The 24,149-nt window shown below is 57.4% G+C and carries 23 protein-coding genes; 7 read left to right on the top strand and 16 right to left on the bottom strand.

Going from position 1 to position 24,149, the window contains the following annotated elements; genetic code table 11:
- Positions 1 to 23: 23 nt before the first annotated feature.
- Genes ftsX through ftsY form a run of 3 tightly spaced genes read right to left on the bottom strand, consistent with a single transcriptional unit; the run spans position 24 to position 3,185 of the window.
- A complete protein-coding gene (ftsX, locus tag URZ40_RS14820) occupies positions 24 to 1,079 on the bottom strand; it encodes a permease-like cell division protein FtsX (RefSeq protein WP_028015142.1) in 1,056 nt (351 codons plus the stop codon).
- A complete protein-coding gene (gene ftsE, locus URZ40_RS14815) occupies positions 1,066 to 1,737 on the bottom strand; it encodes a cell division ATP-binding protein FtsE (RefSeq protein ID WP_003861525.1) in 672 nt (223 codons plus the stop codon). The genes ftsX and ftsE overlap by 14 nt, the downstream gene beginning before the upstream one ends.
- Before the next feature lie 2 nt (positions 1,738 to 1,739).
- Positions 1,740 to 3,185 carry a signal recognition particle-docking protein FtsY gene (ftsY, locus tag URZ40_RS14810; RefSeq protein WP_320720746.1) on the bottom strand — a complete coding sequence of 482 codons (1,446 nt, stop codon included), beginning with the start codon at positions 3,183 to 3,185 and terminating at the stop codon, positions 1,740 to 1,742.
- Between the two features lie 127 nt (positions 3,186 to 3,312).
- On the opposite strand from ftsY, the gene rsmD reads away from it, so the two are divergent.
- Together rsmD and URZ40_RS14800 are read left to right on the top strand one after the other, a co-directional pair.
- Entirely contained in the window at positions 3,313 to 3,915 is a 603-nt protein-coding gene (rsmD, locus tag URZ40_RS14805; RefSeq protein ID WP_028015140.1) for a 16S rRNA (guanine(966)-N(2))-methyltransferase, read from the top strand.
- On the top strand, positions 3,899 to 4,180 hold the full coding sequence (locus URZ40_RS14800; RefSeq protein ID WP_014882110.1) for a DUF1145 family protein: 282 nt from the start codon (positions 3,899 to 3,901) through the stop codon (positions 4,178 to 4,180). The genes rsmD and URZ40_RS14800 overlap by 17 nt, the downstream gene beginning before the upstream one ends.
- Before the next feature lie 95 nt (positions 4,181 to 4,275).
- Here the strand turns inward: URZ40_RS14800 and URZ40_RS14795 are convergent, their stop codons facing one another.
- Entirely contained in the window at positions 4,276 to 4,635 is a 360-nt protein-coding gene (locus URZ40_RS14795) for a DUF2500 domain-containing protein (RefSeq protein ID WP_163330891.1), read from the bottom strand.
- A 129-nt stretch (positions 4,636 to 4,764) separates the two neighbouring features.
- On the opposite strand from URZ40_RS14795, the gene URZ40_RS14790 reads away from it, so the two are divergent.
- Together URZ40_RS14790 and zntA are read left to right on the top strand one after the other, a co-directional pair.
- Positions 4,765 to 5,391, top strand: coding sequence for a lysoplasmalogenase (locus tag URZ40_RS14790; protein WP_320720745.1), 627 nt, complete (start codon positions 4,765 to 4,767; stop codon positions 5,389 to 5,391).
- A 76-nt stretch (positions 5,392 to 5,467) separates the two neighbouring features.
- On the top strand, positions 5,468 to 7,639 hold the full coding sequence (zntA, locus tag URZ40_RS14785; RefSeq protein WP_320720744.1) for a Zn(II)/Cd(II)/Pb(II) translocating P-type ATPase ZntA: 2,172 nt from the start codon (positions 5,468 to 5,470) through the stop codon (positions 7,637 to 7,639).
- A gap of 58 nt (positions 7,640 to 7,697) precedes the next feature.
- On the opposite strand, the gene URZ40_RS14780 is transcribed toward zntA, so the two are convergent.
- The 8 genes from URZ40_RS14780 to malK all read right to left on the bottom strand — a co-directional run bounded on the left by URZ40_RS14780 (position 7,698) and on the right by malK (position 15,841).
- A complete protein-coding gene (locus URZ40_RS14780; protein ID WP_116343984.1) occupies positions 7,698 to 8,984 on the bottom strand; it encodes a TRAP transporter large permease in 1,287 nt (428 codons plus the stop codon).
- A 10-nt stretch (positions 8,985 to 8,994) separates the two neighbouring features.
- Positions 8,995 to 9,504 carry a TRAP transporter small permease gene (locus tag URZ40_RS14775; protein WP_061099578.1) on the bottom strand — a complete coding sequence of 170 codons (510 nt, stop codon included), beginning with the start codon at positions 9,502 to 9,504 and terminating at the stop codon, positions 8,995 to 8,997.
- 12 nt (positions 9,505 to 9,516) lie between these two features.
- Positions 9,517 to 10,488 carry a TRAP transporter substrate-binding protein gene (locus URZ40_RS14770; RefSeq protein ID WP_192984284.1) on the bottom strand — a complete coding sequence of 324 codons (972 nt, stop codon included), beginning with the start codon at positions 10,486 to 10,488 and terminating at the stop codon, positions 9,517 to 9,519.
- Between the two features lie 200 nt (positions 10,489 to 10,688).
- Positions 10,689 to 11,558, bottom strand: a complete 870-nt coding sequence (gene ubiA, locus URZ40_RS14765; protein ID WP_080329933.1) for a 4-hydroxybenzoate octaprenyltransferase — start codon at positions 11,556 to 11,558, stop codon at positions 10,689 to 10,691.
- Between the two features lie 13 nt (positions 11,559 to 11,571).
- The gene (gene ubiC / locus URZ40_RS14760; protein WP_014882105.1) at positions 11,572 to 12,069 is read right to left on the bottom strand and encodes a chorismate lyase; all 498 of its coding nucleotides are present in this window, start codon (positions 12,067 to 12,069) and stop codon (positions 11,572 to 11,574) included.
- Positions 12,070 to 12,249: 180 nt separating this feature from the next.
- Positions 12,250 to 13,203: a maltose operon protein MalM gene (gene malM, locus URZ40_RS14755; RefSeq protein ID WP_166709764.1), complete on the bottom strand. Its 954-nt coding sequence runs from the start codon at positions 13,201 to 13,203 to the stop codon at positions 12,250 to 12,252.
- Positions 13,204 to 13,316: 113 nt separating this feature from the next.
- Positions 13,317 to 14,660, bottom strand: a complete 1,344-nt coding sequence (locus URZ40_RS14750; RefSeq protein ID WP_316380632.1) for a maltoporin — start codon at positions 14,658 to 14,660, stop codon at positions 13,317 to 13,319.
- Positions 14,661 to 14,731: 71 nt separating this feature from the next.
- Positions 14,732 to 15,841, bottom strand: a complete 1,110-nt coding sequence (gene malK / locus URZ40_RS14745; protein WP_028015130.1) for a maltose/maltodextrin ABC transporter ATP-binding protein MalK — start codon at positions 15,839 to 15,841, stop codon at positions 14,732 to 14,734.
- Positions 15,842 to 16,211: 370 nt separating this feature from the next.
- Between malK and malE the strand changes: the two genes are divergently transcribed.
- From malE to malG, 3 genes are all read left to right on the top strand, one after another.
- Positions 16,212 to 17,402: a maltose/maltodextrin ABC transporter substrate-binding protein MalE gene (gene malE, locus URZ40_RS14740; RefSeq protein WP_320720743.1), complete on the top strand. Its 1,191-nt coding sequence runs from the start codon at positions 16,212 to 16,214 to the stop codon at positions 17,400 to 17,402.
- 124 nt (positions 17,403 to 17,526) lie between these two features.
- Positions 17,527 to 19,071: a maltose ABC transporter permease MalF gene (malF, locus tag URZ40_RS14735; protein WP_320720742.1), complete on the top strand. Its 1,545-nt coding sequence runs from the start codon at positions 17,527 to 17,529 to the stop codon at positions 19,069 to 19,071.
- 14 nt (positions 19,072 to 19,085) lie between these two features.
- Entirely contained in the window at positions 19,086 to 19,976 is an 891-nt protein-coding gene (gene malG / locus URZ40_RS14730; RefSeq protein ID WP_006810496.1) for a maltose ABC transporter permease MalG, read from the top strand.
- A 96-nt stretch (positions 19,977 to 20,072) separates the two neighbouring features.
- Here the strand turns inward: malG and psiE are convergent, their stop codons facing one another.
- The 4 genes from psiE to URZ40_RS14710 form a co-directional block, all read right to left on the bottom strand.
- Positions 20,073 to 20,483: a phosphate-starvation-inducible protein PsiE gene (psiE, locus tag URZ40_RS14725; RefSeq protein WP_000202963.1), complete on the bottom strand. Its 411-nt coding sequence runs from the start codon at positions 20,481 to 20,483 to the stop codon at positions 20,073 to 20,075.
- 162 nt (positions 20,484 to 20,645) lie between these two features.
- A complete protein-coding gene (locus URZ40_RS14720) occupies positions 20,646 to 22,742 on the bottom strand; it encodes a YjbH domain-containing protein (protein ID WP_028015126.1) in 2,097 nt (698 codons plus the stop codon).
- Positions 22,739 to 23,479, bottom strand: coding sequence for a capsule biosynthesis GfcC D2 domain-containing protein (locus URZ40_RS14715; RefSeq protein WP_320720741.1), 741 nt, complete (start codon positions 23,477 to 23,479; stop codon positions 22,739 to 22,741). The genes URZ40_RS14720 and URZ40_RS14715 overlap by 4 nt, the downstream gene beginning before the upstream one ends.
- Positions 23,476 to 24,114, bottom strand: coding sequence for a YjbF family lipoprotein (locus URZ40_RS14710; RefSeq protein WP_116343976.1), 639 nt, complete (start codon positions 24,112 to 24,114; stop codon positions 23,476 to 23,478). The genes URZ40_RS14715 and URZ40_RS14710 overlap by 4 nt, the downstream gene beginning before the upstream one ends.
- Positions 24,115 to 24,149: the final 35 nt, after the last annotated feature.

Genomic DNA, 24,149 nt, shown 5'->3' with positions numbered 1-24,149 from the left:
GGAAAGATTATATCACGCTTTTATTAGTCGGGAGTAAAGTGGCGTAAATGTTGAACCGTTGCCAGCCATGCGGCAATCCAGCCGATCATGGAGCACACCAGCAGCAACAGCAGGCACTCATCGAAGCCTAAACCACTGATATCAAACTTAGTTCCGAAAACCTGCGCCACTTCAGTGACGGCAGACGAAAGCCGCATCACCAAAATTTCTGACAATATCAGTGAAAGAAATGCGCCGGAGAAACCGAGCAGTGCGCCGCCGTAAAGGAACGGACGCAGGATGAAACCGTCCGTTGCGCCAATCAGTTTCTGCACGTTGATGGTATCGCGGCGCGCAAAGATGCTCAGGCGCACGCTGTTACCGATGACGAGGAACACCGCCGCCACCATCAGCACGCCGATCATCGCCGACACGCGTCCCACCAGCCCGGTCAGTGCCGCAAGACGGGCAAACCAGCTGTCGTCCATGCGTACTTCATCAATCCCGTTGATGCGGGTGATGCGGTCGCGCAGGGTATTCAGCGAATCGGTGCCCTGGAAATCAAGCTTCGGGATCACCACCGCCACCGCAGGCAGCGGGTTCTCTTCGAGCATATCCAGCGCGCCGCCAAAGCCTGACCAGTTACGGAACTCGCCCAGCGCTTCTTCACGGGAAAGATAATTGACCTTTTCCACGCCCTGCTCGGCCTGGATTTGCCCGACCACCTGCGCCGCCGCGTTATCGTCGAGCGCTTTATCCAGATAAACGGTGATCTGCGGTGACGGATAATACTGCGACGCCGCCTGGTTGACGTTCTTATAGACCATGTAGCAGACGCTTGGCAGCGTCAGGGAGATGGCAATCACCATCACCGTCAGGAACGTCGCCAGCGGTTTGCTTTTCAGGTCCTGCAGCGCGCCGTGGAAGGCGTAACGCACCTGCTCGTTAAACACGTTGGTCTTGCGGGAGGCCGGCTTCGGCGCCGCTTTCTGGCGCTTAGGCGCATTACGATTGCCGTCACCGCCGCCCTGCGGCTTACGGAAACGGTCAAACCGGTTCCCGAACTGCCGAATCTGGTTCATTGCATCACGCTTGTTCACCGTGGCCTCCGTGCAAATGCCCGTCGCTCAGGGTCAGCATGCGGTACGAACGACGAGAAATGAGTCCCATATCGTGCGTCGCCATCAGTACCGTTACCCCTACGCGGTTGAATTCCTCAAACAGACGCAAAATCCCTTCGGACAGGGCATCGTCCAGGTTACCGGTCGGTTCATCCGCCAGCAGTACCGCAGGCTTGTTCACCACCGCGCGGGCGATGCCGACGCGCTGCTGTTCACCGCCGGAGAGCTGGATCGGGAAGTTCTTCGCTTTGTCCAGCAGCCCGACCTTATCCAGCGCCGCAGAGACGCGACGACGGATATCGTCATAGCTGGCGCCGGCAATAATCAGCGGGATCGCCACGTTATCGAAAACGGTGCGATCCATCAGCAGGTGGTGATCCTGGAAAATCATGCCGATCTGACGACGCAGAAACGGCACTTCGCGGTTTTTCAGACGGCTAATTTCGTGGCCGCTGAACCAGATTTTCCCGGCGCTTGGCCGTTCTATCCCACAGATAAGCTTGAGCAGGGTACTTTTCCCCGCGCCGGAATGGCCGGTCAGGAATGCCATCTCGCCCGGCTGCAGGTGGAACGTCACCCCCTGCAGCGCTTGTCTCCCACCGAGATAGGCCTTACTGACGTGTTCAAAGCGAATCATTGTTAGTCCTCTCGGGCAAATAATGCCTCAATAAAGTCGTCCGCCTTAAACGGACGCAAATCCTCAATACGCTCGCCCACACCGATGTAGCGGATAGGAATGCCGAACTGGTCGGCCACGGAGAAGATCACCCCGCCTTTCGCGGTGCCGTCCAGCTTGGTCAGCGCGATCCCCGTCAGTCCTACCGCTTCATGGAACAGCTTCGCCTGGCTAATGGCGTTCTGCCCGGTGCTGGCGTCGATAGTCAGCATAATTTCATGCGGTGCATCTTCGTCCAGCTTCTTCATGACGCGGACGATTTTCTTCAACTCTTCCATCAGGTGCGATTTGTTCTGCAAACGCCCTGCGGTGTCGGCGATCAGCACGTCCACGTTGCGCGACTTCGCCGCCTGGATGGCGTCGAAAATCACGGACGCGGAATCCGCGCCGGTGTGCTGGGCAATCACCGGAATGTTGTTGCGCTGGCCCCACACCTGGAGCTGCTCAACCGCTGCCGCACGGAAGGTATCGCCCGCCGCCAGCATCACCGATTTGCCCTGCTGCTCAAACTGACGCGCCAGCTTGCCGATGGTGGTGGTTTTACCCACGCCGTTAACGCCAACCATCAGAATAACAAATGGCGTTTTGCCTTCAATATTAAGCGGTTCGTCAACTTTTGCGAGAATTTCACCCATCTCGTCTTTCAGCAGGCCGTACAGCGCCTCGGCGTCGCGCAACTGTTTGCGGCTCGCCCCTTCGGTCAGGTTGGTGATGATCTTACGGGTGGTCTCCACGCCCACGTCCGCAATCAGCAGTTGCTCTTCCAGCTCTTCAAACAGATCGTCGTCGATCTTCTTGCCGCGGAACAGACTGATAAATCCGGAACCTAAGTTTTCTTTGGTTTTGAGCAGGCTGCGCTTCAGGCGCGCGAAGAAACCTTCTTTGGTCGGTTTTTCCTGCTCCTGCACGATCTCTTCTTCGGCCTGCTCTTCCACCGGCACAACGATGACCGACTCTTCCGCGGCTTCCGCCGCCAGCGCCTGGGCTTCCAGCTCTTCGTCGGTCAGCTCTGGCTCAAGTGCCGCCTCTTCTTCCACCGCCTCAACGATTTCAACGGTTTCCGCTTCGGCCTGCCACTCTTCGGCGTTGACCTCTTCCGGCAGCGGCAGCTCTTCATGTTCTGTTGCGGCCTGAGGCGCATCGGCAACGGTCTCGATGACGACCGGCTCTGGCTTCTCGCTCTCCTGAACCTGTTCAGTAACCTCAACCACCTCTTCAGCAAAGGATTCAATCTCTTCTTTGCTGTGGGCAGGCTCTTCCGCTTCGACAACCGCAGCGGTTTCTACTGGCGTTTCAGGCTGTGACTGCTCTTCTGCAACCTGTTGTTCTTCGGTTTTCTGTTCTGTTTCTTGCTCTTTTTCACCGAAACCCAACCAGGAAAAGAAGCCACGTTTTTTTTGTTTTGCCATCTGCGACTACACTCCTCGCGGCGCTATATACAGGGAAGCTAAAAAAATGATGAAATAGTCTAACACTTTACTTAATTGACATCACCGCCCGCAATCGCAGGGCAATGGTTAACAGAGCTTTCCAGAGATGAAGAAACCCACCCGCGCCCCGGCCGGTCAAATTCGCATTATCGGCGGCCAGTGGCGAGGCCGGAAATTACCGGTGCCGGACAGCCCCGGTTTACGCCCCACCACCGACCGCGTTCGCGAGACGCTGTTTAACTGGCTTGCCCCGTCAATGGTAGACGCCCATTGCCTGGACTGCTTCGCCGGAAGCGGTGCCTTAGGGCTGGAGGCGCTGTCGCGCTATGCTGCCAGCGCCACGCTGCTGGAGATGGAGCGCGGCGTCGCGCAGACCCTGCAGCAAAATCTGGCGACGCTGAAGGCGACGAATGCGAAAGTGGTAAATACCAATACGCTAAGCTTCCTCGCGCAACAGGGCACGCCGCATAACGTCGTGTTTGTTGACCCGCCGTTCCGCAAGGGGCTGCTGGAAGAGACGTTATCCCTGCTGGAGCACAATGGCTGGCTGGCGGATGACGCGCTAATTTATGTAGAAAGCGAAGTGGAAAACGGCCTGCCACCCGTTCCCGTTCACTGGGATCTGCACCGCGAAAAGGTCGCAGGCCAGGTGGCTTATCGTCTGTATCACCGTCAGGCACAAGGAGGATCCGATGCCGGTACTGATTAACCTGGGACGCTTGCTGATGCTGGGCGTCTGGGCATTTTTGATTTTGAATCTGGTGCACCCGTTCCCGCGCCCGTTGAATATCTTCGTTAACGTGGCGCTGATTTTCACGTCGTTTATGCACGCCCTGCAGATGGTGATGCTGAAAAATGGTCTGCCAAAAGATGGCCCGCCGATGACCGGCTGGCAGCAGCTGCGGGTGTTTATTTTTGGCGTGTTTGAACTGCTGGTGTGGATGAAGAAATTTAAGGCGCAGGTGAAGAAGTAAGGTGCGGCCTGATGCCCTCACCCTAACCCTCTCCCAGAGGGAGAGGGGACGATTACACCCTCTCCCTCTGGGAGAGGGCCGGGGTGAGGGGAAAATTACCGCTCCGGTTCAAACCCTTCAAACCGCGACCCTTTGTAGCTCAACGTCCCTTTCTCCCCTACCGTCAGCCGATGGTACTGCTGCGCCTCCAGGCGGAAGGTCATCTCCAGGCCGCCCGTTTCTGGCTTAAAGCTCGCTTCATAGCGCATTGTTGTGCCCGCAGGCGTCACCTGCTGCTGGCGCGAGCGGCGGTCGTTGAGCGGCTTCTCACGTTTGTTGGTCACCACTACGCGCTTTTGCATCAGCAGTGCGGCATCGTTATCCGCCTTCTCGCGGCGCTGTTGCACGAAGCGGAACGAGGCGGCAATGACGATAATCGCCACCACGATAATGAAAAACAGCGGCATCTTGCTCATTAAAACATCCCATCAGATTATGCGGAATTCAGGATACCTCGCCTGCCCCGGCATTGCCAAACGCCCGCCCGCGTCACTACACTGGATCAGAAACTGATTATTCAGCCTCAACAGTTACAGGGAGTTAATATGCTTTGGTCATTTATCGCTGTCTGTTTTTCCGCATGGCTTTACGTCGATGCGTCTTATCGCGGTCCAGCCTGGCAGCGCTGGTTGTTTAAACCCGTTACGCTGCTGTTGCTTCTGCTTTTAGCCTGGCAAGCCCCGATGTTTAACGCCATTAGCTATCTGGTGCTCGCCGGGCTGTGTGCCTCCCTGATTGGCGATGCCTTAACCCTGCTGCCGCGCCAGCGCCTGCTGTACGCCGTGGGGGCGTTCTTCCTGTCGCATCTGCTGTATACCATCTACTTTGCCAGCCAGATGACGCTCTCCTTCTTCTGGCCGCTGCCGCTGGTGCTGCTGGTGATTGGCGCCCTGCTGATAGCAGTCATCTGGTCGCGTCTGGAAGAGATGCGTCTGCCGGTATGCACGTTCATCGCTATGACGCTGGTGATGGTGTGGCTGGCCGGGGAGCTATGGTTCTTCCGTCCAACCGCCCCGGCGATGTCCGCCTTCTTCGGTGCGGCGCTGCTGTTACTCGGCAATATCGTCTGGCTGGGCAGCCACTATCGCCGCCGCTTCCGTGCGGATAACGCGATTGCATCCGCCTGCTACTTTGCCGGGCATTTCCTGATTGTGCGTTCGCTGTATATTTAAATAAGCCTTGACTCTGGAGTCGACTCCAGAGTGTATGCTGCGGTTAATGAGAAAATTATCATTACCGGAGACTGCCATGTCGACTCCAGAAACATCTAAAAAAGTTCCACAATTTTCGGCACTTAAGCTCAGTCCGGTTCCGCCGAAAGACGACTGCTGCTGCGAAGGCGCGTGCGAAACGCAAACTCAGGCGCCTCCTGAAAGCGGCAACCGCTACAGCTGGATGGTCAGCGGCATGGACTGCGCGGCCTGCGCCCGCAAAGTGGAAAATGCAGTGAAGCAGGTGCCGGGCGTGAACTACGTTCAGGTGCTGTTCGCCACCGAAAAGCTGCTGGTCAGCACCGATAGCGACGTCATGAAGCAGGTTGAAGCTGCCGTCAGCAAGGCGGGCTATACCCTGCGCAGCGAAACGGCTTCCGCTGAAAAAACCTCCCCGTTTAAAGAAAACCTGCCCCTTATCACGCTCATCATCATGATGGCGGTCAGCTGGGGTCTGGAGCAGATTAACCACCCGTTCGGTAACATGGCGTTTATCGCCACTACCCTGGTCGGGCTCTTCCCGATAGCCCGTCAGGCTCTGCGCCTGATAAGAAGCGGCAGCTGGTTCGCCATCGAAACGCTGATGAGCGTGGCGGCCATCGGCGCGCTGTTTATCGGCGCGACGGCGGAAGCGGCGATGGTCCTGCTGCTGTTCTTAATCGGCGAACGGCTTGAGGGCTGGGCGGCGAGCCGGGCGCGCAAAGGGGTAAGCGCGCTGATGGCGCTGAAGCCCGAAACCGCCACGCGGGTTAATGAAGGCAAACGTGAAACTGTCGCCATCAGCACGCTGCGACCGGGCGATGTGATTGAAGTGGCCGCGGGCGGACGCCTGCCAGCCGACGGTACGCTGCTCACCGCCACCGCAAGCTTTGACGAAAGCGCCCTGACCGGAGAATCCATTCCGGTAGAGCGTGCCGCAGGCGAAAAAGTCCCTGCCGGTGCCACCAGCGTTGACCGCCTGGTACAGCTCAAAGTCCTGTCCGAACCGGGCGATAGCGCCATCGACCGCATCCTGAAGCTGATTGAAGAAGCCGAAGAACGCCGCGCGCCCGTCGAGCGTTTCATCGACCGCTTCAGCCGGATTTACACCCCCGCTATCATGCTGGTTGCCCTGCTGGTTACCGTGATTCCACCGCTGTTTTTCGGCGCGCCGTGGGAGGGCTGGATTTATAAAGGGCTGACCCTGCTGCTGATCGGCTGCCCGTGCGCGCTGGTGATCTCCACGCCGGCGGCGATTACCTCAGGTCTGGCGGCGGCGGCCCGTCGCGGGGCGCTGATTAAGGGCGGCGCGGCGCTGGAACAGCTCAGTCAGATCCGGCATATCGCCTTCGATAAAACGGGTACGCTGACCGTCGGCAAGCCGCAGGTGACGGGCGTCTATCCGCAGGCTATCGGTGAAGACGAACTGCTGGCGCTGGCCGCCGCCGTGGAACAGGGCTCCGCTCACCCGCTGGCGCAGGCGATTGTGCGTGAAGCGCAGGGACGCGGGCTGAATATCCCTTCGGCAACCGCCCAGCGGGCGCTGGTCGGGTCAGGAATTGAGGCCGTCGTCGACGGTAAAAAGGTACTGATTGTTGCGGCGGGCACATTATCTCATCCACAGGTTGAGGCATTAGAGCAGGCCGGTCAGACGGTCGTTGCCGTGATGCAGGACGGCGCGCCGCTGGGCATGCTGGCACTGCGCGATACCCTGCGCGATGATGCAAAAGACGCCGTGGCGGAGCTGCATCAACTAGGCGTACAGGGCGTGATCCTGACCGGTGATAACCCGCGCGCGGCGGCAGCGATTGCCGGCGAGCTGGGGCTCGAGTTTAAGGCCGGGTTGCTGCCTGCGGATAAGGTCAGCGCGGTAACCGAGCTAAACAGCCGCGCGCCGCTGGCGATGGTGGGTGACGGAATTAACGATGCCCCGGCGATTAAGGCCGCAACCCTCGGTATTGCGATGGGCAGCGGTACCGATGTGGCGCTGGAAACGGCCGATGCGGCGCTGACCCATAACCGCCTGACCGGGCTGGCGCAGATGATTAGCCTGGCGCGGGCGACGCGCGCCAATATCCGCCAGAACATCGGCATTGCGCTGGGTCTGAAGGGGATATTTCTCGTCACCACGCTGCTCGGTATGACCGGGCTGTGGCTGGCGGTGCTGGCGGATACGGGGGCGACGGTGCTGGTCACGGCGAACGCGCTGCGGCTGTTGCGTCGGAAATAAAATCGTTATCGAACCGTAGGCCGGGTAAGGCGTAGCCGCTACCCGGCATAAAACGGCATCACTGCATCCCTAACACCCCCGGCAACCATAATGAAATCGCCGGGATGTACGTCACCATCCCCAGCACTACCAGCAGCATGCCGTAGAACGGCAGCATCGCCCGCACAACGTGCTCGATCTTCTGCTTGCTCACCGCGCTCGCCACGAACAGCACCGACCCGACCGGCGGGGTGATCAGCCCGATCCCCAAATTGACCATCATGATCATCCCGAAATGCACCGGGTCAATCCCCAGCGAGTTGGTCACCGGCAGCAGCACCGGGGTCAGGATCAGGATGATCGGCGCCATGTCCATCAGCGTGCCGATCAGCAGCAGCATGATGTTGAGGTACATCAGGATCACGTACTTGTTATCTGACAGCGACGTGAAGAACTCGGTGATGCGCATCGGCAGCTGCATGTAGGTCATCACCGCGCCAAACGCCGCGGCAAAGCCAATCAAAATCATCACGATGGTGACCGTTTTGACCGTGCGGCACATCAGCTTCGGCAGTTCGTTCCACTGGTAGTCGCGGTAGATGAACATGGTGACGAAGAACGCCCACAGGCAGGCCACGGCGGCGGATTCGGTGGCGGTAAATATGCCGGACAAGATCCCGCCAAGGATAATGACCACCGTCATCAGCCCCCACAGCGCGTCGAGCATGATTTTCAGCGCCTGTTTGAGAGGGATTTTGTCCCCTTTCGGATAGCCGCGCTTGCGGGCGAAGCACAGGCAGAGCACCATCAGACTCACGCCAAGCAGCAGGCCCGGCAGGACGCCCGCAATGAACAGCGTGGCGATGGAGACCGTGCCACCCGCCGCCAGCGAGTAAATCACCGAGTTGTGGCTGGGCGGGATGAGAATCGCCTGCACCGACCCACTCGCCGTGACCGCCGCCGCGTATTCGCGCGGATAGCCCTTCTTCTCCATTTCCGGGATCATCACGCTGCCGATGGACGCCGTATCCGCCACCGACGAACCGGAAATCGCGCCGAAGAACGTCGAGGCGACGATGTTCACCAACGACAGCCCGCCGCGAATGAAGCCGACAAAAACGTAGGCAAAGTTGACCAGCCGTCGGGCAATGCCCCCTTCCGCCATGATCGCCCCGGCAAGGATGAAGAACGGGATCGCCAGCAGGGTAAATTTGTTCACCCCGCTGGTTATCTGGATCATCAGCGCCTCCAGGGGCAGGTCAATCCACAATGCCCCCGCCACGGCGCTTAAGCCCACGGCAAAGGCCACCGGCATTCCCAGCGCCAGCAAAATGGCGAGGGTGAATAACAAAACAAAAGCATCCATCGTTCACCCCTTAACTGTGATTGCCGATCAGCACGACCGGACGGTTTTCCTGTGAGCCAAACAGCAGGCGTTCAAGCACAAACAGGATCAAAATCGCCGACCCAATCGGCAGCGGAAGATAGCTTTCGCCGGAGGTCAGGATGGGGAACTCCGCCACCGGCTGCTCCCACAGTTCGACGCACAGCCAGTAGCTGTACCAGCACATCAGGCCGGAGATCAGCAGCATCAGCAGATCAACCACCCGCGCGCACAGCCGTTGCAGCGACGCGGGCAAACGGTCGGTCAGCATGTTGACCGCGATATGCGATCCGGCGCGGTAGCTCACCGCCGCGCCGATGAAGGTGAACGTCACCATGCAGATAATGGCGATCGGCTCCGGCCAGGATTCGCCGCGATTGAGCACGTAGCGTGAAAAGATGCCGATGGGGATGACAATCGTCATCACCAGCAGCGAAATACCCGCCACCGCCATGGCGAGCAGGTACAGACGGTCCATCCACTTCAGGTAGAGTTCGGACATACGTACTCCGGCTTACTGGACGTCAGCGATGGCTTTCATCAGATCCTGATGCTTGTCGCCATACTGCGCGCGCACCGGCTCTGTGGCCTTGATGAATACCGTCTTATCGATATCGTGGAACTGCACGCCGCCCGCCTTCATTTTCGCCAGCGCCTGGTCGTTATACGCATTCCACAGCTTACGCTGTTCGAACTGCGCTTCACGGGCCAGCGTCAGGATTTTTTGCTGTTCGTCAGCGCTCAGCTTGTCCCATTTCACTTTTGAATAGAGCAGCATTTCCGGGGTGATAAAGTGGCCGCTAAGAGTGTAGTTTTTAGCAACCGGCATGTAGTTGTGAGCGATAAAGGTGGGCGGGTTGTTCTCCGCGCCGTCAATCACGCCGGTCTGCATACCGCTGTAAACTTCGCTAACGCCCATCGCCACCGAGTTCGCCCCCATATCCTTCAGCGTGGCGAGCGCTACCGGGCTACCCTGCACGCGGATTTTCTTCCCTTTCAGATCTTCCGGCTTCACGATCGGCTCTTTGGTGATGAGGTTACGGGTGCCGGAATCCATCCAGCCGAGGAAGACCAGCTTCGATTTCGGGTTCGCGGTCAGCTTGTCGCCGATCTGCTTGCCGATATCCCCGTCGATCACCTTGTGCATGTGGTCCTCATCGCGGAAGACGTACGGCAGCGTGAAGACTTCAATATCCGGCAGGATGGCGGCAACCGGCGCCATGGAGACGCGGATCATGTCAATCGCCCCCATCTGCGCCTGCTCTATCATCTGCTTTTCATCCCCCAGCACGCCGCCCGGGAAAACCTTAATCTCCAGCTTGCCGTCGGTTTGCTGTTTGAGTTTTTCACCCATGTGCTGAACCGCGACCACGTTCGGGTAGCCTTCAGGATGCACATCGGCAGCTTTGATGGTTTGGGCAGAAACGGTGCAGGCAAAAGCAGACAGGCACAGCGCGGCCAGTAACGGCTTGAGGGTCGTTTTCATTGAGTCAGCTCCAGGGTAGTGATGTCAGCGTTAAAACAGTGTTTTATTTTTTTACGCTTAGAAAATAGACTAGCCCGGGAGAAGCGTAGGTGAAGCGCCTCACAAAAGCGCGAATTTATGAAACGACGGTTTAAATTTGTGAGGGCGGTAATGCCGGATGATGATGCGGTCATACCCGGCAGGGCACGACCGCGCGTCGATCAGGAAAAATAGCTCATGACCAGCCCTAAAAACAGCACCAGACCGACATAGTTATTGTTCATAAACGCCTTAAAACAGGCTTCGCGTTCGCGTTTTGCAATCAGCTTCTGCTGGTAGGCAAACAGCAATCCCGCCACCAGTATCGACCAGTAAAATTCCCAGTTCAGCCCGTTCAGGCGCGCAATCGCGACCATCAGCGCCAGTACCGCAACCTGCAGAATGCCAATAATGAGTTTGTCCTGACGACCAAAGAGGATGGCGGTCGATTTAATGCCTATTTTCAGGTCATCGTCGCGGTCAACCATCGCATATTGCGTGTCATACGCTACGGCCCAGAGAATATTTGCCAGGAACATCAGCCAGCAGCTAAGCGGTAAGGACTCACTAACCGCTGCAAACGCCATCGGAATCGACCAGCCAAACGCCGCCCCCAGCACCACCTGAGGCAGGTGGGTATAACGCTTCATAAAGGGATAGACCCAGGCCAGAGCCAGCGCTGCGACGGACAGCAGAATCGTCATGGTATTTAGGGTTAATACCAGCAGGAAAGAGAGCAGCACCAGAACGATGAACAGCACGCGGGCTTCTTTTCCGGTCACCTGGCCGCTGGGTAGCGGGCGGTTGGCAGTACGCTTTACGTGGCCGTCAAATTTACGATCGGCATAGTCATTCACCACGCAGCCCGCCGCGCGCATCAGCCAGACGCCGGCAACGAATACGCCCAGGATCCACAGCGGCGGCACGCCCGGCGTGGCCACCCACAGCGCCCATAAGGTCGGCCACAGCAGCAGCAGCGCGCCAATGGGTTTATCGGTACGCATTAAGCGGTGATACGCCAACAGCTTATTCTGCGTCAGGCTCCACTCCATTTTTTTCTTCCTCTTAGTACAACGGTGATGCCGGTAAAAAAAGCTCCGTCAGGATTAACGGCTTACCGCTCAGGCGAAGGCGGGAACGGCGCCCCCACAGTTCGGCATCACGACCAATCTCAATAAAATCACGGGTCAGCTCAGATGAGGTGAAGAGATAACGTCCCAGCGGCGTTTTCCCCAGCCGCTGCAGCGCCAGCTCAGGCCCGGAAAGCGTTGATTCGGGCACCACCGTGCGCCCGGCAAGCCAGGGTTCGCCATCGGCACAGAGCAAAATTTCGCGCAGCCAGTAGCGTTCCTCCTGCGGCAGCAGCGGCAGCTCGCTGGCGATCTCATCGCCAGAGACAAACCCTTCCTGAATCAGGGTCACCGTGACCGTTTTACCCTGTTGCTCAAAACGTTTCGTCATGGAATCTTCCAGCAACAACCAGTCCAGTTGCTGCGGATCAAGCGCAGGTATTTGGTCGAAATAGCGCAGCGCACGCAGTTGCGTTAGCGCAGGGTGTGACATGCCAGACTCTCCGATACATAACGTAATGGCATTGTATCGCAGAAACACAGATTGAGGGGGGCCAAACGTTATTTAACGATCATGATCGCAACATGGGCGCAACAGCATGGCGGATACGAAAAAAAGTGCGCCCACTCAGGCGCACTAAACTACTAACAAATCAGCACTGTGGGGAAATGGTTACCCCTTGCCTTTTACACTGCTGATAAAGGTGGAACGGGCAGTGGTTGAACCTAAACGTTCGGCTTCATCAAGCAGCTTCAGCGCTTTATCGACATCGCCGCGCTTCACCGCCTGCTTAATGGCGTTGTTGAAGTACTCTTCGGTGTCGTTCAGTACCGGCTCCGCTTTCTTCGCCGGGGCTGGCGCTGCGGCGGCGACCGGTGCGGCTGCCGTGGCAGCAGGTGCGGTGTAAGCAGGTGCTGCGGTATTGCCCACGGTCACAGGGCCGTTACCGGAGGAGCCAAACAGTGGGCCGACCAGCACGCTGGAACCGCTGTTCGTTTTCACCTTCAGCTTTAACGTTCCGTCGGTGACGTGACGTGCGATCGGGTCCGGAATGTCCGGAACCGCGTTACCGGTGCCTTTTGCGTAGGCTTTAGCCGGATCGAGCAGCGTGGTGGTCTTCTGGAGATCCTGCTCGGTGGTAAAGACCAGCACGTAGAGTTTTTGCTGGCCCAGCGCAGGCGTCAGGCGCATGACGCCTTCCAGACGATCGGCGCTCATTACGCCGGGTTCCTGATAGGTAAAGTATTCGCTTGGGAAAAAGGCAGATGGCGTCATGTTCTGATCGAGAATCAGCACGTTAGGCGCAAATACGCTCGTCTGCTTGTTAACTTCACTGGTCAGGGTAATGGCCAGCTCACCGATATTGGCGGGTACGCTATACGCAGCGACCGGGCCGGTAATACCCGGAACATTAAGCGACTGGCCGCCCGTTGAGAGCTGGGTGGTCTGGGTTTTAGACTGATCGACAGGGGTCCAGACAAGCTGTTGCAGTGCCGCTGTCGGAATAGCTGGCGCAGATGTTGTGTTTTGCGGAACGAAGTTGACGTTAGCGAGCGTTACGGCAGGCGCGCTTGCCAGCAGCCCTGCGGATAAACAAAGGGCAAGGAGAGTTTTGTTCATTTTCATTGTTATCACCTCAAAATGCACAGGTTCAGCGGTAGCCAGGCAATAGCGCGCCGTCCCAAGGATTGAGGGGCTTGCGCCCCTCAGTTTGGTCATTACGTCAGGTTAAGACGGGATTACCACCAGATTTCCATCTGGGCGCCGAAGGACCACTCGTCGTTGTCGCCACGACCGAAGGAGCTTCCATTGAAACCATCTTTGAACGCTTTACCGTAGTTAGCGTTGTTAGATGGGTTACCGTTGTAGTCATAACCCCACTTCTCATCCCACTTGGCGTAGGTTGCGAATACACGGATTGCCGGGCGAGACCAAATGCTGTCGCCTGCCTGCCACTGTTGTGCCAGGGTGATTTTGTACTGGTTGTTGGTTTCGTCAGCGCTTTGCGATTTCACGTTGTCGTAACCCACTTCCAGCAAGGTGCTCATGATAGGCGTCCATTTGAACATCGGACGTACACCCACGGTCCACCACTTGGTCCCGTTGTTGTTATCCCAGTCGATGTCCTGGTACATACCGACATACATCAGGTCCCAGCGATCGCCCAGAGAGATTGCACCGTGGTCGAGAATACGCAGCAGGCTACCGTTGTTGTTAATGTCGTAGGCATAACCCGAGTTAGAATCGATGCCTACACCAGTACCTTGAGACAAGCCTTTACCCTGAGACGTCATTGAGTCAGTGGCATACTGAACCACAAACTTGTTATAGCCCTTCAGCATGCTCTGGGTGTGCTCAGCGGTGAACATCCAACCATCTTTTGAAGCACCATCAACCAGGCGATAATCATCACGCGGGTTAGCACGACCGTAATCAACACCCAGTTCTAGAGTGCCGCCTGGGTTGATTTCCATCTGTGCCAGGCGCACGTCAAAGACATCGTTCGCTGTACGAGTGGTGTAATCATAAATACTGTTGCTGGCGAAAGAGGATGAACCGCCTGCTTCGGAAGAACGGGTTGCTGCCAGAGAGAGCTTACCAAAACCGACATCGATGTTTTCCAGACCCGCACCAGGACCAGAGATATCCCAGTAGTAGAAGTCGATCATATGTACGTCATGACGCTGATAGAAACGCTTACCGGCCCAGATGGTAGAGCCTGGCAGCCATTCGATCAGGTTTTTACCCTGCACGTTAGCTTCACGGAACGCCGGGTCAGTGGCTTCCCAGTCGTTCTGCTGCGCCACGGAGTACGCTACGTTGGTGTCGAAGTAGAAGCTCTTGTCGCCTTCTTTCCACACTTCCTGGCCCAGCTTCAGTTCCGCATAGGTTTCACATTCGTTACCAAGACGGTATTTACTTTGGGCACCGGTTGCCTGGAAGCACTGTTGTTCGCCGCCACTACCCGTCCAGCCGATACCGGAACGAGCATAACCATGGAAATCCACGGCCAGCGCCTGAGCAGACATTACGCCCGCTGCGACGGCAACTGCCAGAGGAAGTTTGCGCAGAGTAATCATCATTCTATCTCCTGAGATCATTGCTTTTCTTTGAACACTTCACCTGTCGGTTTCGTGTCTTCTTTTGGGATTGCTTAAACGCCTGGCTCTTTATGCAACCGACGACATGCAGTGCCATCCTCACGGAACAGATGGCAGCGCTCTGGCGGCAAGCCGATAGCGAATGTGGCACCCTCTTCTACCAACACCACGTCATTCTGGCGGTAGACCAGGTTCTGACGGATGGCGGGGATCTGGATATGAATCTGTGTTTCGTGACCAAGCTGTTCGACGACCTGAACTTCACCTTCCAGCGTCACATCCGCAATGTGGCTTGGCAGCAGATGCTCAGGACGGATACCGAGGGACATATTTGCCCCGACCTGTACGTTGGCGCTGTCGACCGGCAGCCAGACTTGCTGGCGGTTTGGCAGCTCCACCTGTACCTGTTCAATCGCCGTCGCCGTCACTTTAACAGGCAGGAAGTTCATCTTTGGCGAGCCAATAAAGCCCGCAACAAAGCGGTCTGCCGGGTAGTGATAGAGCTCCAGCGGTTTGCCCACCTGCGCCACGCGACCGGCGTCCAGCACCACGATTTTGTCAGCCAGGGTCATCGCTTCGACCTGATCGTGGGTGACGTAAATCATCGTGCGGCCAAGGCGCTTGTGCAGACGGGAGATTTCGATACGCATCTGGACGCGCAGCGCGGCATCCAGGTTAGAGAGAGGTTCATCGAGCAGGAACACGCGCGGCTCGGCCACCAGCGTACGGCCAATCGCCACACGCTGACGCTGACCACCGGAAAGCGCTTTCGGTTTACGCTCCAGCAGGTGCGCCAGCTGTAACACTTCCGCCACCTGCGTAACGCGCTGGTTAATGACCTCTTTTTTTGCCCCGGCCAGCTTCAGGCCAAAAGACATGTTCTCGGCAACGGAAAGATGGGGATAAAGTGCATAAGACTGGAACACCATGCCTACGCCACGTTCGGCAGGCGGGATGTCATTCATTCGGGTATCACCGATCAGCAAATCGCCGCTGGTGATGGTTTCAAGACCGGCAATCATGCGCAGCAGAGTAGATTTACCACAGCCTGATGGGCCCACAAACACCACAAACTCGCCTTCAGTGATGTCCAGATTGATGTCTTTCGACACCACTACGTCGCCCCAGGCTTTCGTTACATTACGCAGCTGTACGCTCGCCATGCCCTTCTCCCTTCGTTACAACCTGTCACCGACAGAAACATTCAAGATAAGTTCACTATGGGGTATCCATTACTTTCGTGAATCCTCCACCCCCCGGCTTTTTTATGGGGGAGGAGGCGGGAGGATGAGAGAGCAGGCTCTGCGACCGCAGCCGGGGGGCTGAGGCGAAATTCGTGAAGCCGCCTGCAAAATTCGGTGGGTTTTTATGTGCGCCAGCACTCATAACTTAAATTTATGCAACGGAGATCACACAAACAGGGGGTGGGGCGTAGGGGTTGGGAGGATGGAAAGAGGATGTCAAATAAGGAGACTGAGTCACGTTGAACCACCTTATGTATCCACGAGCACATCACCAAAAAGGATGGCAGATATGAATATCAAGACTGGCGCACGTGTTTTCGCATTGTCCGGCCTTGCAGCAATGATGATTTCCGCCCCAGCGCTCGCCAAAATTGAAGAAGGCAAGCTGGTTATCTGGATTAACGGCGACAAGGGCTATAACGGCCTGGCCGAAGTGGGCAAAAAATTCGAAAAAGACACCGGTATCAAAGTTACCGTAGAACACCCGGACAAGCTGGAAGAGAAGTTCCCGCAGGTTGCAGCAACCGGTGACGGCCCGGACATCATCTTCTGGGCGCACGACCGTTTCGGCGGTTACGCGCAGTCTGGCCTGCTGGCTGAAGTCACCCCGGACAAAGCTTTCCAGGACAAACTGTTCCCGTTCACCTGGGACGCCGTTCGCTACAACGGCAAGCTGATCGCTTACCCAATCGCAGTTGAAGCCCTGTCTCTGATTTACAACAAAGACCTGGTGCCAAACCCGCCGAAAACCTGGGAAGAGATCCCGAAACTGGATAAAGAGCTGAAGGCGAAGGGTAAATCCGCCCTGATGTTCAACCTGCAAGAACCGTACTTCACCTGGCCGCTGATTGCTGCCGACGGCGGTTACGCGTTCAAGTTTGAAAACGGCAAATATGACGTGAAAGACGTGGGTGTGGATAACGCGGGCGCGAAAAAAGGCCTGACCTTCCTGGTTGACCTGATTAAGAACAAACACATGAACGCGGATACCGACTACTCCATCGCGGAAGCGGCGTTCAACAAAGGCGAAACTGCGATGACCATCAACGGTCCGTGGGCCTGGACCAACATCGACAAGAGCAAAATCAACTACGGCGTGACGCTGCTGCCAACCTTCAACGGCAAGCCGTCTAAACCGTTCGTGGGCGTGCTGAGCGCGGGCATCAACGCCGCCAGCCCGAACAAAGAGCTGGCGAAAGAGTTCCTGGAAAACTATCTGCTCACCGATCAGGGCCTGGGTGAAGTGAACAAGGACAAACCGCTGGGTGCCGTGGCGCTGAAATCCTTCCAGGATCAGCTGGCGAAAGATCCACGCATCGCGGCCACCATGGATAACGCCCAGAAAGGCGAAATCATGCCGAACATCCCGCAGATGGCTGCGTTCTGGTACGCCACCCGTACTGCGGTCATCAACGCTGCAAGCGGTCGTCAGACTGTCGATGCCGCACTGAAAGATGCGCAGGGTCGTATTACTAAGTAATGCCGTAGTCCCCTCTCCCGGTGGGAGAGGGTTAGGGTGAGGGTTGTCGCTATCCGCACGCCCTCACCCCGGCCCTCTCCCCAGGAGAGGGAGAAAAGATCAAACGTTGTAGAGGAAGAACCCCATGGATGTCATTAAAAAGAAGCACTGGTGGCAAAGCGACGCGCTGAAGTGGTCAGCGATCGGTCTGCTGTGTCTGCTGGTGGGTTACCTTGTTGTTTTAATGTACGTACAAGGGGAATATCTGTTTGCCATCATGACGCTGATCCTGAGCTCTGCTGGCCTGTATATTTTCGCCAACCGTAAAGCCTATGCCTGGCGTTATGTTTACCCGGGCGTGGCCGGGATGGGGCTGTTTGTCCTGTTCCCACTGATCTGCACCATCGCCATTGCGTTTACCAACTACAGCAGCACCAACCAGCTTGCGCAGGAACGCGCCCAGCAGGTGCTTCTTGATCGCTCTTATCAGGCGGGTAAAACCTTTAACTTCGGCCTGTATCCTGCGGGTGACGAGTGGAAGTTAGCGCTTACCGACGGTGAGAGCGGCAAAAACTATATTTCCGACGCGTTCAAATTTGGCGGCGAGCAGAAGCTGGCCTTAAAAGAGGCTGCGGCCCTGCCGGAAGGTGAACGTGCCAACCTGCGTATCATCACCCAGAACCGTCAGGCGCTGACCCAGCTCACCGCCGTGCTGCCAGACGAAAGCAAAGTCATCATGAGCTCGCTGCGCCAGTTCTCCGGCACGCAGCCGCTTTATACCCTGGCGGATGACGGTACGCTGACCAACAACCAGAGCGGCGTGAAGTACCGTCCGAATAACGACATTGGTTTCTATCAATCCATTACCGCCGACGGAAAATGGGGTGATGACAAGCTCAGCCCGGGCTATACCGTCACCATCGGCTGGGACAACTTTACCCGCGTGTTTACCGACGAAGGCATCCAGAAACCGTTCTTTGCCATCTTCGTCTGGACGGTGGTCTTCTCGGTGCTGACGGTGATCCTGACCGTGGCCGTGGGCATGGTGCTGGCCTGTCTCGTGCAGTGGGAGTCGCTGAAAGGCAAAGCGATTTACCGCGTGCTGCTGATTCTGCCCTACGCCGTACCGTCGTTTATCTCGATTCTGATTTTCAAAGGACTGTTTAACCAGAGCTTCGGTGAAATCAACATGATGCTGAGCGCGCTGTTCGGTATCAAACCGGCCTGGTTCAGCGACCCGACCACCGCCCGTTCGATGATTATCATCGTGAACACCTGGCTGGGTTATCCGTACATGATGATCCTGTGCATGGGCCTGCTGAAGGCTATCCCGGACGATCTGTATGAAGCCTCGGCGATGGACGGCGCGGGTCCGTTCCAGAATTTCTTTAAAATTACGCTGCCGCTGCTCATTAAGCCACTGACGCCGCTGATGATTGCCAGCTTCGCCTTTAACTTTAACAACTTCGTGCTGATTCAGCTGTTGACCAACGGTGGTCCGGACCGCCTTGGCACCACGACGCCGGCAGGCTATACCGACCTGCTCGTGAGCTACACCTACCGTATCGCCTTCGAGGGCGGCGGCGGTCAGGACTTCGGCCTGGCGGCAGCGATTGCCACCCTGATCTTCCTGCTGGTTGGCGCCCTGGCGATTGTGAACCTGAAAGCCACACGTATGAAATTTGACTAAGGAGGGCACTGAACATGGCAATGGTACAACCCAAATCTCAGAAACTGCGCCTCCTGGCGACGCACCTGGGCCTGCTGATTTTCATCGCGGCGATTATGTTCCCGCTGCTGATGGTCATCGCCATCTCCCTGCGTTCGGGCAACTTCGCCACCGGGAGCCTGATCCCGGATGAAATCTCCTGGGAGCACTGGAAGCTCGCGCTGGGCTTCAGCGTGGAGCACGCGGATGGCCGCGTCACGCCGCCGCCGTTCCCGGTGCTGCTGTGGCTGTGGAACTCGGTGAAAGTGGCGACCATCACCGCGATCGGCATCGTGACGCTCTCCACCACCTGTGCCTACGCCTTCGCCCGCATGCGTTTCCCGGGCAAAGCGACGCTGCTGAAAGGCATGCTGATTTTCCAGATGTTCCCGGCCGTGCTGTCTCTGGTCGCGCTGTATGCCCTGTTTGACCGTCTCGGCCAGTACGTTCCGTTTATCGGCCTGAATACCCACGGCGGCGTGATCTTCGCCTATCTCGGCGGTATTGCCCTGCACGTGTGGACCATCAAAGGCTATTTCGAAACCATCGACGGCTCGCTGGAAGAAGCGGCGTCGCTGGACGGTGCTACCCCGTGGCAAGCGTTCCGTCTGGTGCTGCTGCCGCTGTCCGTGCCGATTCTGGCGGTGGTGTTTATCCTGTCGTTTATCGCGGCGATAACCGAAGTACCGGTTGCCTCACTGTTACTGCGCGATGTGAACAGCTACACCCTGGCCGTAGGCATGCAGCAATACCTCAACCCGCAAAACTACCTGTGGGGCGATTTTGCCGCGGCGGCCGTACTCTCCGCCATCCCGATTACCGTGGTGTTCCTGCTGGCCCAGCGCTGGCTGGTCAACGGCCTGACGGCGGGCGGCGTGAAAGGTTAAGTTTCATCTGTTATGCCACTGCAACCCTCAACTTTAGACGTATTGTATTGACCCAACTTGTGACTGTTATTCGGCGGCCTTCGGGCCGCCATTTTTTTATTCCCGTTTCAGCCGCTTCGAATTGCACAGCCAGAGGGTGATCACCAGCAGCAGGATCGCCGCCGAGTAGATCAGCACGTCGAGCGGAGACTTATGATCGACGATGATCAGCCGCACAATCGCAGTGATGCCAATGTAGACAAAATAGCGCAGCGGGAAGTGAAAGCCGGACTGAAAGTACTTCACAATCAGGGCGATAAATTCAAAGTAGAGAAAGTAGACCACCAGGCCTTCCACCAGCGCATATTTGCTGGTTTGCTCAGGGGCGAACAGCACATCCGCCAGATGCACCGTCTCTTTACCGAGAAAGACGACCAGGATCAGGCCAAGGCTCAACAGACCGAGGTTCAGCACGGTCTGGAGGATGGTTGAGATAAACTCAACGCGCGGGCGAGTCAGGGATGTCATACAGCACCTCATTCTCCAGGGCGGGATTCCTGTATAACGCAAAAATGTGACGGGGATCTATATTTTTTGTTTATGTTTGGCGCATTCGCCCGGTGGCGCTGCGCTTACCGGGCCTACAAAAACCGTAGGCCGGGCAAACGCAGTGCCGCCCGGCGTGAAGCATCAGCGGAAGTTAATGTTCTTATCGCTGGTCATGTCATACAGCTGGAACTTACGCCCAAGCTGCTGGCCCCCGTCACGCGTCAGCGGCGTCCAGCCCACCGCCGCGCGGCTGCGGGTCGGACCTGACGAGAAGAGATCCAGCGGAATCGACACGTAGACCCCTTTGGTGAAGTCCCCTTCCCCGTATTCGTCCGGCGAGACGTTGGTGATGGTGGCGTAGCCGCCCACCACGACGCCGCTGTCGAAGTGTTTGGAGATATCCAGCGTGCCGCCCTTATCGCCCGCCAGATACTGGCCGACGCTGGCTTTCACCAGTACGTCCTGCGCGAACGACGGCGTCCAGTAGGCGGTCAGGTGGCCGGTTTTGACGCTGTAGTCGGTGAACTTCATCATGTCCTGCGCGCTGCGCCAGTCACGCTGCTTAACGTAGTTGGCATCAATCCCGAACGCCCAGTTGCTGTCGACGGGACGATACAGCACCTCCGCCCCCGCGCCGCCGAACATAGTCTCCAGGTAGCCCCCGTAAACCTGGCCGTAGAAGCCGTTGCCGAAGTACTGGAAGTAGTTGGCCTGCAGGTTATTCACATAGACATCGTTCTGCACGTATTCACGCACGCGGGTACGCACGCGCGGCAGCTTCGAGTCGTTCGGCGGGTTGGTGTAGTTAAACTTGTCGTAGTTGTTCGCGATGTTGCCGAACAGGCTACCGGTGGTCAACAGGTGATCGGTGACCCACAGATCCGCCGTCGCCATCGCACCCAGTTGATACATGTAGAAGTTTTCCGGCCCGCCGACGGACTGGTTCAGCACCGGATCGATATGGAAATCAAAGCGTGATTTGTCGATATACCAGCCCTGCTCGGTGGTTTCCGGCACGATCGGCTCTACGCGTTTTTGCACCAGCTCGGTTTCATGCCCGAGCGGTTCTCCTTCCAGGTGGCGCTTGAGGCTGGCGACATCGGTTTCGGTTGTAACCTGAGGCAGATTCAGGCGGTTCTCCGTCACGCGGATCGTGCGGATCCCGTCCGGGAGATCGTTCATCACGATCCGGTTGGCGCGTTCGATCCCTTCCCGCGAGTCGCGGTATTTCACCTGCTCGCCGGTGACGTACAGCGTATCGCCTTTCACCTGAATTTTCGGATCGGCCAGACCGGCGTTGTATTTCAACAGCGTCAGCTGGTTTGCCACCACGGAGTGCTGCAGAATCGCATCCTGCGGCTCCGGCCGGTAGGCAGGCCGCGCGTTATCGTTGTAGTGCGGCCGCATGTCGTTAAAGTTAGTGCGCAGCGTGAAGCCAAACATCACCGTGTTGCCGCGCTCGTAGCTGAGGTTAACGTCGGCCCAGTCGGTGACGCGATAAATGGCGCCGACGTTAAACTTGCTCTTCTGCTCAATCTTCCCGGCGAAGTCCTGCGAGTAGTCGTTCCCTTCGTACTCCAGCTTCAGGCGCAGCGGCTGCCACGGTGTCTGGTATTCCACGCCGCCGAACAGCGAGGCCGGACCATGGAACATCTGATCGCCGTTGATGGAGCCCGCTTTCTTGTAGCTGTTATCGCGATAGCAGTATTTATCGCTGTAGGTACAGAACGGGTTTTTGACGTTGCCGCTGGTGCCGAGATAACCCCAGCCAAGCCCCAGAGAGAAGTCAAACGGCCCCCAGGCTTTGCTGGCCACGATGTATTCCGCATCAAACAGGCCGGTCCCGCCGATATCTTTTGCACCCACGGAGACCTGCGGCATCCAGTAGCTCTCTTCCCACAGGCGCAGCTTGACGTCGAAGGCTTTATCTTTGTAGGTCTGATCGCCGGAGAAGGCGTCGACGCTGCTGTACTGTTTCGTACGCACGTCGGTGTAGCGCAGCGTGGTTTCGAGCCACGGGAAAAGCTGTACGGAGGCGGAATAGTAGCGATACTGGTCGTTATCGCGGTAGTTCAGGCTAATTTCCCCTTCACGCGCCATGCGCGCGGTAGGCGTTTGCAGTAAACCGACGCCGCCGAAGTCTGACTGAGACGGGCCAACAGGTGCCGGATACGTTTCTGCATGGCAGGCGGCGCTTACGCAGAGCGCCAGCATGCTGTAGAGATAGGTTCTTTTCATTCTTCCGGTATCCGCTGTGTCAGGGAGTGAAGGATATCGGCGTTAAGCCCGTCATATGCCTTCGTCCAGAAATGGTCGGCAAAACCGACAAAAATGATGCTGCCCGGCATGGGTTCGATATGGCGTTTATTCCAGTACGCCACCGGCGCTTTTTGCGTATGCCCGTCGGGATAAATAATCCATGCGTAGCTGTTATCCGCGCCGCTCAGCAGGCTTTGTTCGTCAAGATAGCTCGCCACGTCGCGGCCGGGCGTAAAGGGCTTTTTACCCGGGCTGCTGATAAGCCCCATCACGGTCACCGTCGTCGGCTTCACCGGCAGCCAGAGGGTGTACTCCCCTTGAAGCGTGGGGTTGCCCTTTTCCGTGACGCGCACTTCATCTGGATCCAGATTGACTTTCTGGCGGCCTGTCACCTTCAGCGCCTGAAGCTGCTGGCGAACGCTGTTAATGGCTGCGGCATCGTCGCCGTCTTCCTGCTCCGCCAGACCCGTCAGTCGGGCCAGCAAGGCAAGGTGTTCCTGCTCCGCCTTAACCGTCGCCTGATGCTCGCCAATCACCGCTCCCGGCCACCAGCTGTTGGCAAGCCTCGGCTGCCCGACGAGATCGAGCAGATGCTCGGCGTTGGTTAAGGTTTTGGTTTTTTCACTGTCCGGCGTGTAGACCTTTACCGTTCCTGCGGACCATGCCAGCGGCGCGGCAAGACTGGCGAGAAGCGCAGCGTGGATGAGCGTTTTCATGATTTCGCCGCCTTGATCAGGGTGGTTTTCACCGGGAAGAAACCGGCGCCGAGATACTGTAAGGACTGACGGATCTGCCCTTCCTCGTCAATCCAGAAGCGGTTATGCCAGGTGGCCTGGTCGGTTGTCACCTTCTCATCCAGCACGCGAACCTGCGTTTCGTCGCTGCCCACCTTCACGCTATCCGTACCGTCCCAGCGGAAGGTGGAGCGGGCCGTGGCGTAGCGCACCTGCTTGTGCTCGGTCCAGCCCATGGTGCGCGTCCAGCCTGCGCCGTCGACGATCTGATTTGGCTTGATCAGCGGGTCTTCGGCGAGATTATTCACCTCAAGCAGGTTATCGCCGCCGAGCAGCGTTTTCACAATACGACCATGCTGCGTCACGATGGTGGCCTGATCCTGCGTCACCCATTTCTGCTGCCCGTTTTCATCGAAAGCGAGCACCACAAACAGTTGCGGGCCATCATTAAGCTGCATGTACTGGCTGGCGTACGGCATGTTCTGAAGTTCGTCATCGGTCAGATGCACGCCCGGTGTGCCGAACAGGCTGTCCCACAGTGAATGCCCCAGCCCTTTGGTGGTGGCTGAGCACGCCTGCAACAGCAGGCAAATCAGAATGATTGCAGGTCGCTTCACGACTCTTCTCCGAAGGGGCGAAATAACCACACCGA

It is taken from the genome of Enterobacter sp. 296B2, assembly GCF_034106185.1.
Lineage (GTDB): Bacteria > Pseudomonadota > Gammaproteobacteria > Enterobacterales > Enterobacteriaceae > Enterobacter > Enterobacter cloacae_N.
This window is presented reverse-complemented; position numbering and strand designations above follow the sequence as displayed.

Bases quoted from the DNA above. Each gene is read 5' to 3' on its own strand.
- malM (WP_166709764.1), bottom strand. From the start codon at position 13,203: ATGAAAATGAACAAAACTCTCCTTGCCCTTTGTTTATCCGCAGGGCTG.
- malF (WP_320720742.1), top strand. From the start codon at position 17,527: ATGGATGTCATTAAAAAGAAGCACTGGTGGCAAAGCGACGCGCTGAAG.
- URZ40_RS14775 (WP_061099578.1), bottom strand. From the start codon at position 9,504: ATGTCCGAACTCTACCTGAAGTGGATGGACCGTCTGTACCTGCTCGCC.
- ubiA (WP_080329933.1), bottom strand. From the start codon at position 11,558: ATGGAGTGGAGCCTGACGCAGAATAAGCTGTTGGCGTATCACCGCTTA.
- malE (WP_320720743.1), top strand. From the start codon at position 16,212: ATGAATATCAAGACTGGCGCACGTGTTTTCGCATTGTCCGGCCTTGCA.
- URZ40_RS14780 (WP_116343984.1), bottom strand. From the start codon at position 8,984: ATGGATGCTTTTGTTTTGTTATTCACCCTCGCCATTTTGCTGGCGCTG.
- URZ40_RS14790 (WP_320720745.1), top strand. From the start codon at position 4,765: ATGCTTTGGTCATTTATCGCTGTCTGTTTTTCCGCATGGCTTTACGTC.
- URZ40_RS14770 (WP_192984284.1), bottom strand. From the start codon at position 10,488: ATGAAAACGACCCTCAAGCCGTTACTGGCCGCGCTGTGCCTGTCTGCT.
- URZ40_RS14750 (WP_316380632.1), bottom strand. From the start codon at position 14,660: ATGATGATTACTCTGCGCAAACTTCCTCTGGCAGTTGCCGTCGCAGCG.
- malG (WP_006810496.1), top strand. From the start codon at position 19,086: ATGGCAATGGTACAACCCAAATCTCAGAAACTGCGCCTCCTGGCGACG.
- malK (WP_028015130.1), bottom strand. From the start codon at position 15,841: ATGGCGAGCGTACAGCTGCGTAATGTAACGAAAGCCTGGGGCGACGTA.
- rsmD (WP_028015140.1), top strand. From the start codon at position 3,313: ATGAAGAAACCCACCCGCGCCCCGGCCGGTCAAATTCGCATTATCGGC.
- psiE (WP_000202963.1), bottom strand. From the start codon at position 20,483: ATGACATCCCTGACTCGCCCGCGCGTTGAGTTTATCTCAACCATCCTC.
- ftsE (WP_003861525.1), bottom strand. From the start codon at position 1,737: ATGATTCGCTTTGAACACGTCAGTAAGGCCTATCTCGGTGGGAGACAA.
- URZ40_RS14800 (WP_014882110.1), top strand. From the start codon at position 3,899: ATGCCGGTACTGATTAACCTGGGACGCTTGCTGATGCTGGGCGTCTGG.
- zntA (WP_320720744.1), top strand. From the start codon at position 5,468: ATGTCGACTCCAGAAACATCTAAAAAAGTTCCACAATTTTCGGCACTT.
- ubiC (WP_014882105.1), bottom strand. From the start codon at position 12,069: ATGTCACACCCTGCGCTAACGCAACTGCGTGCGCTGCGCTATTTCGAC.
- URZ40_RS14795 (WP_163330891.1), bottom strand. From the start codon at position 4,635: ATGAGCAAGATGCCGCTGTTTTTCATTATCGTGGTGGCGATTATCGTC.
- URZ40_RS14715 (WP_320720741.1), bottom strand. From the start codon at position 23,479: ATGAAAACGCTCATCCACGCTGCGCTTCTCGCCAGTCTTGCCGCGCCG.
- ftsY (WP_320720746.1), bottom strand. From the start codon at position 3,185: ATGGCAAAACAAAAAAAACGTGGCTTCTTTTCCTGGTTGGGTTTCGGT.
- URZ40_RS14720 (WP_028015126.1), bottom strand. From the start codon at position 22,742: ATGAAAAGAACCTATCTCTACAGCATGCTGGCGCTCTGCGTAAGCGCC.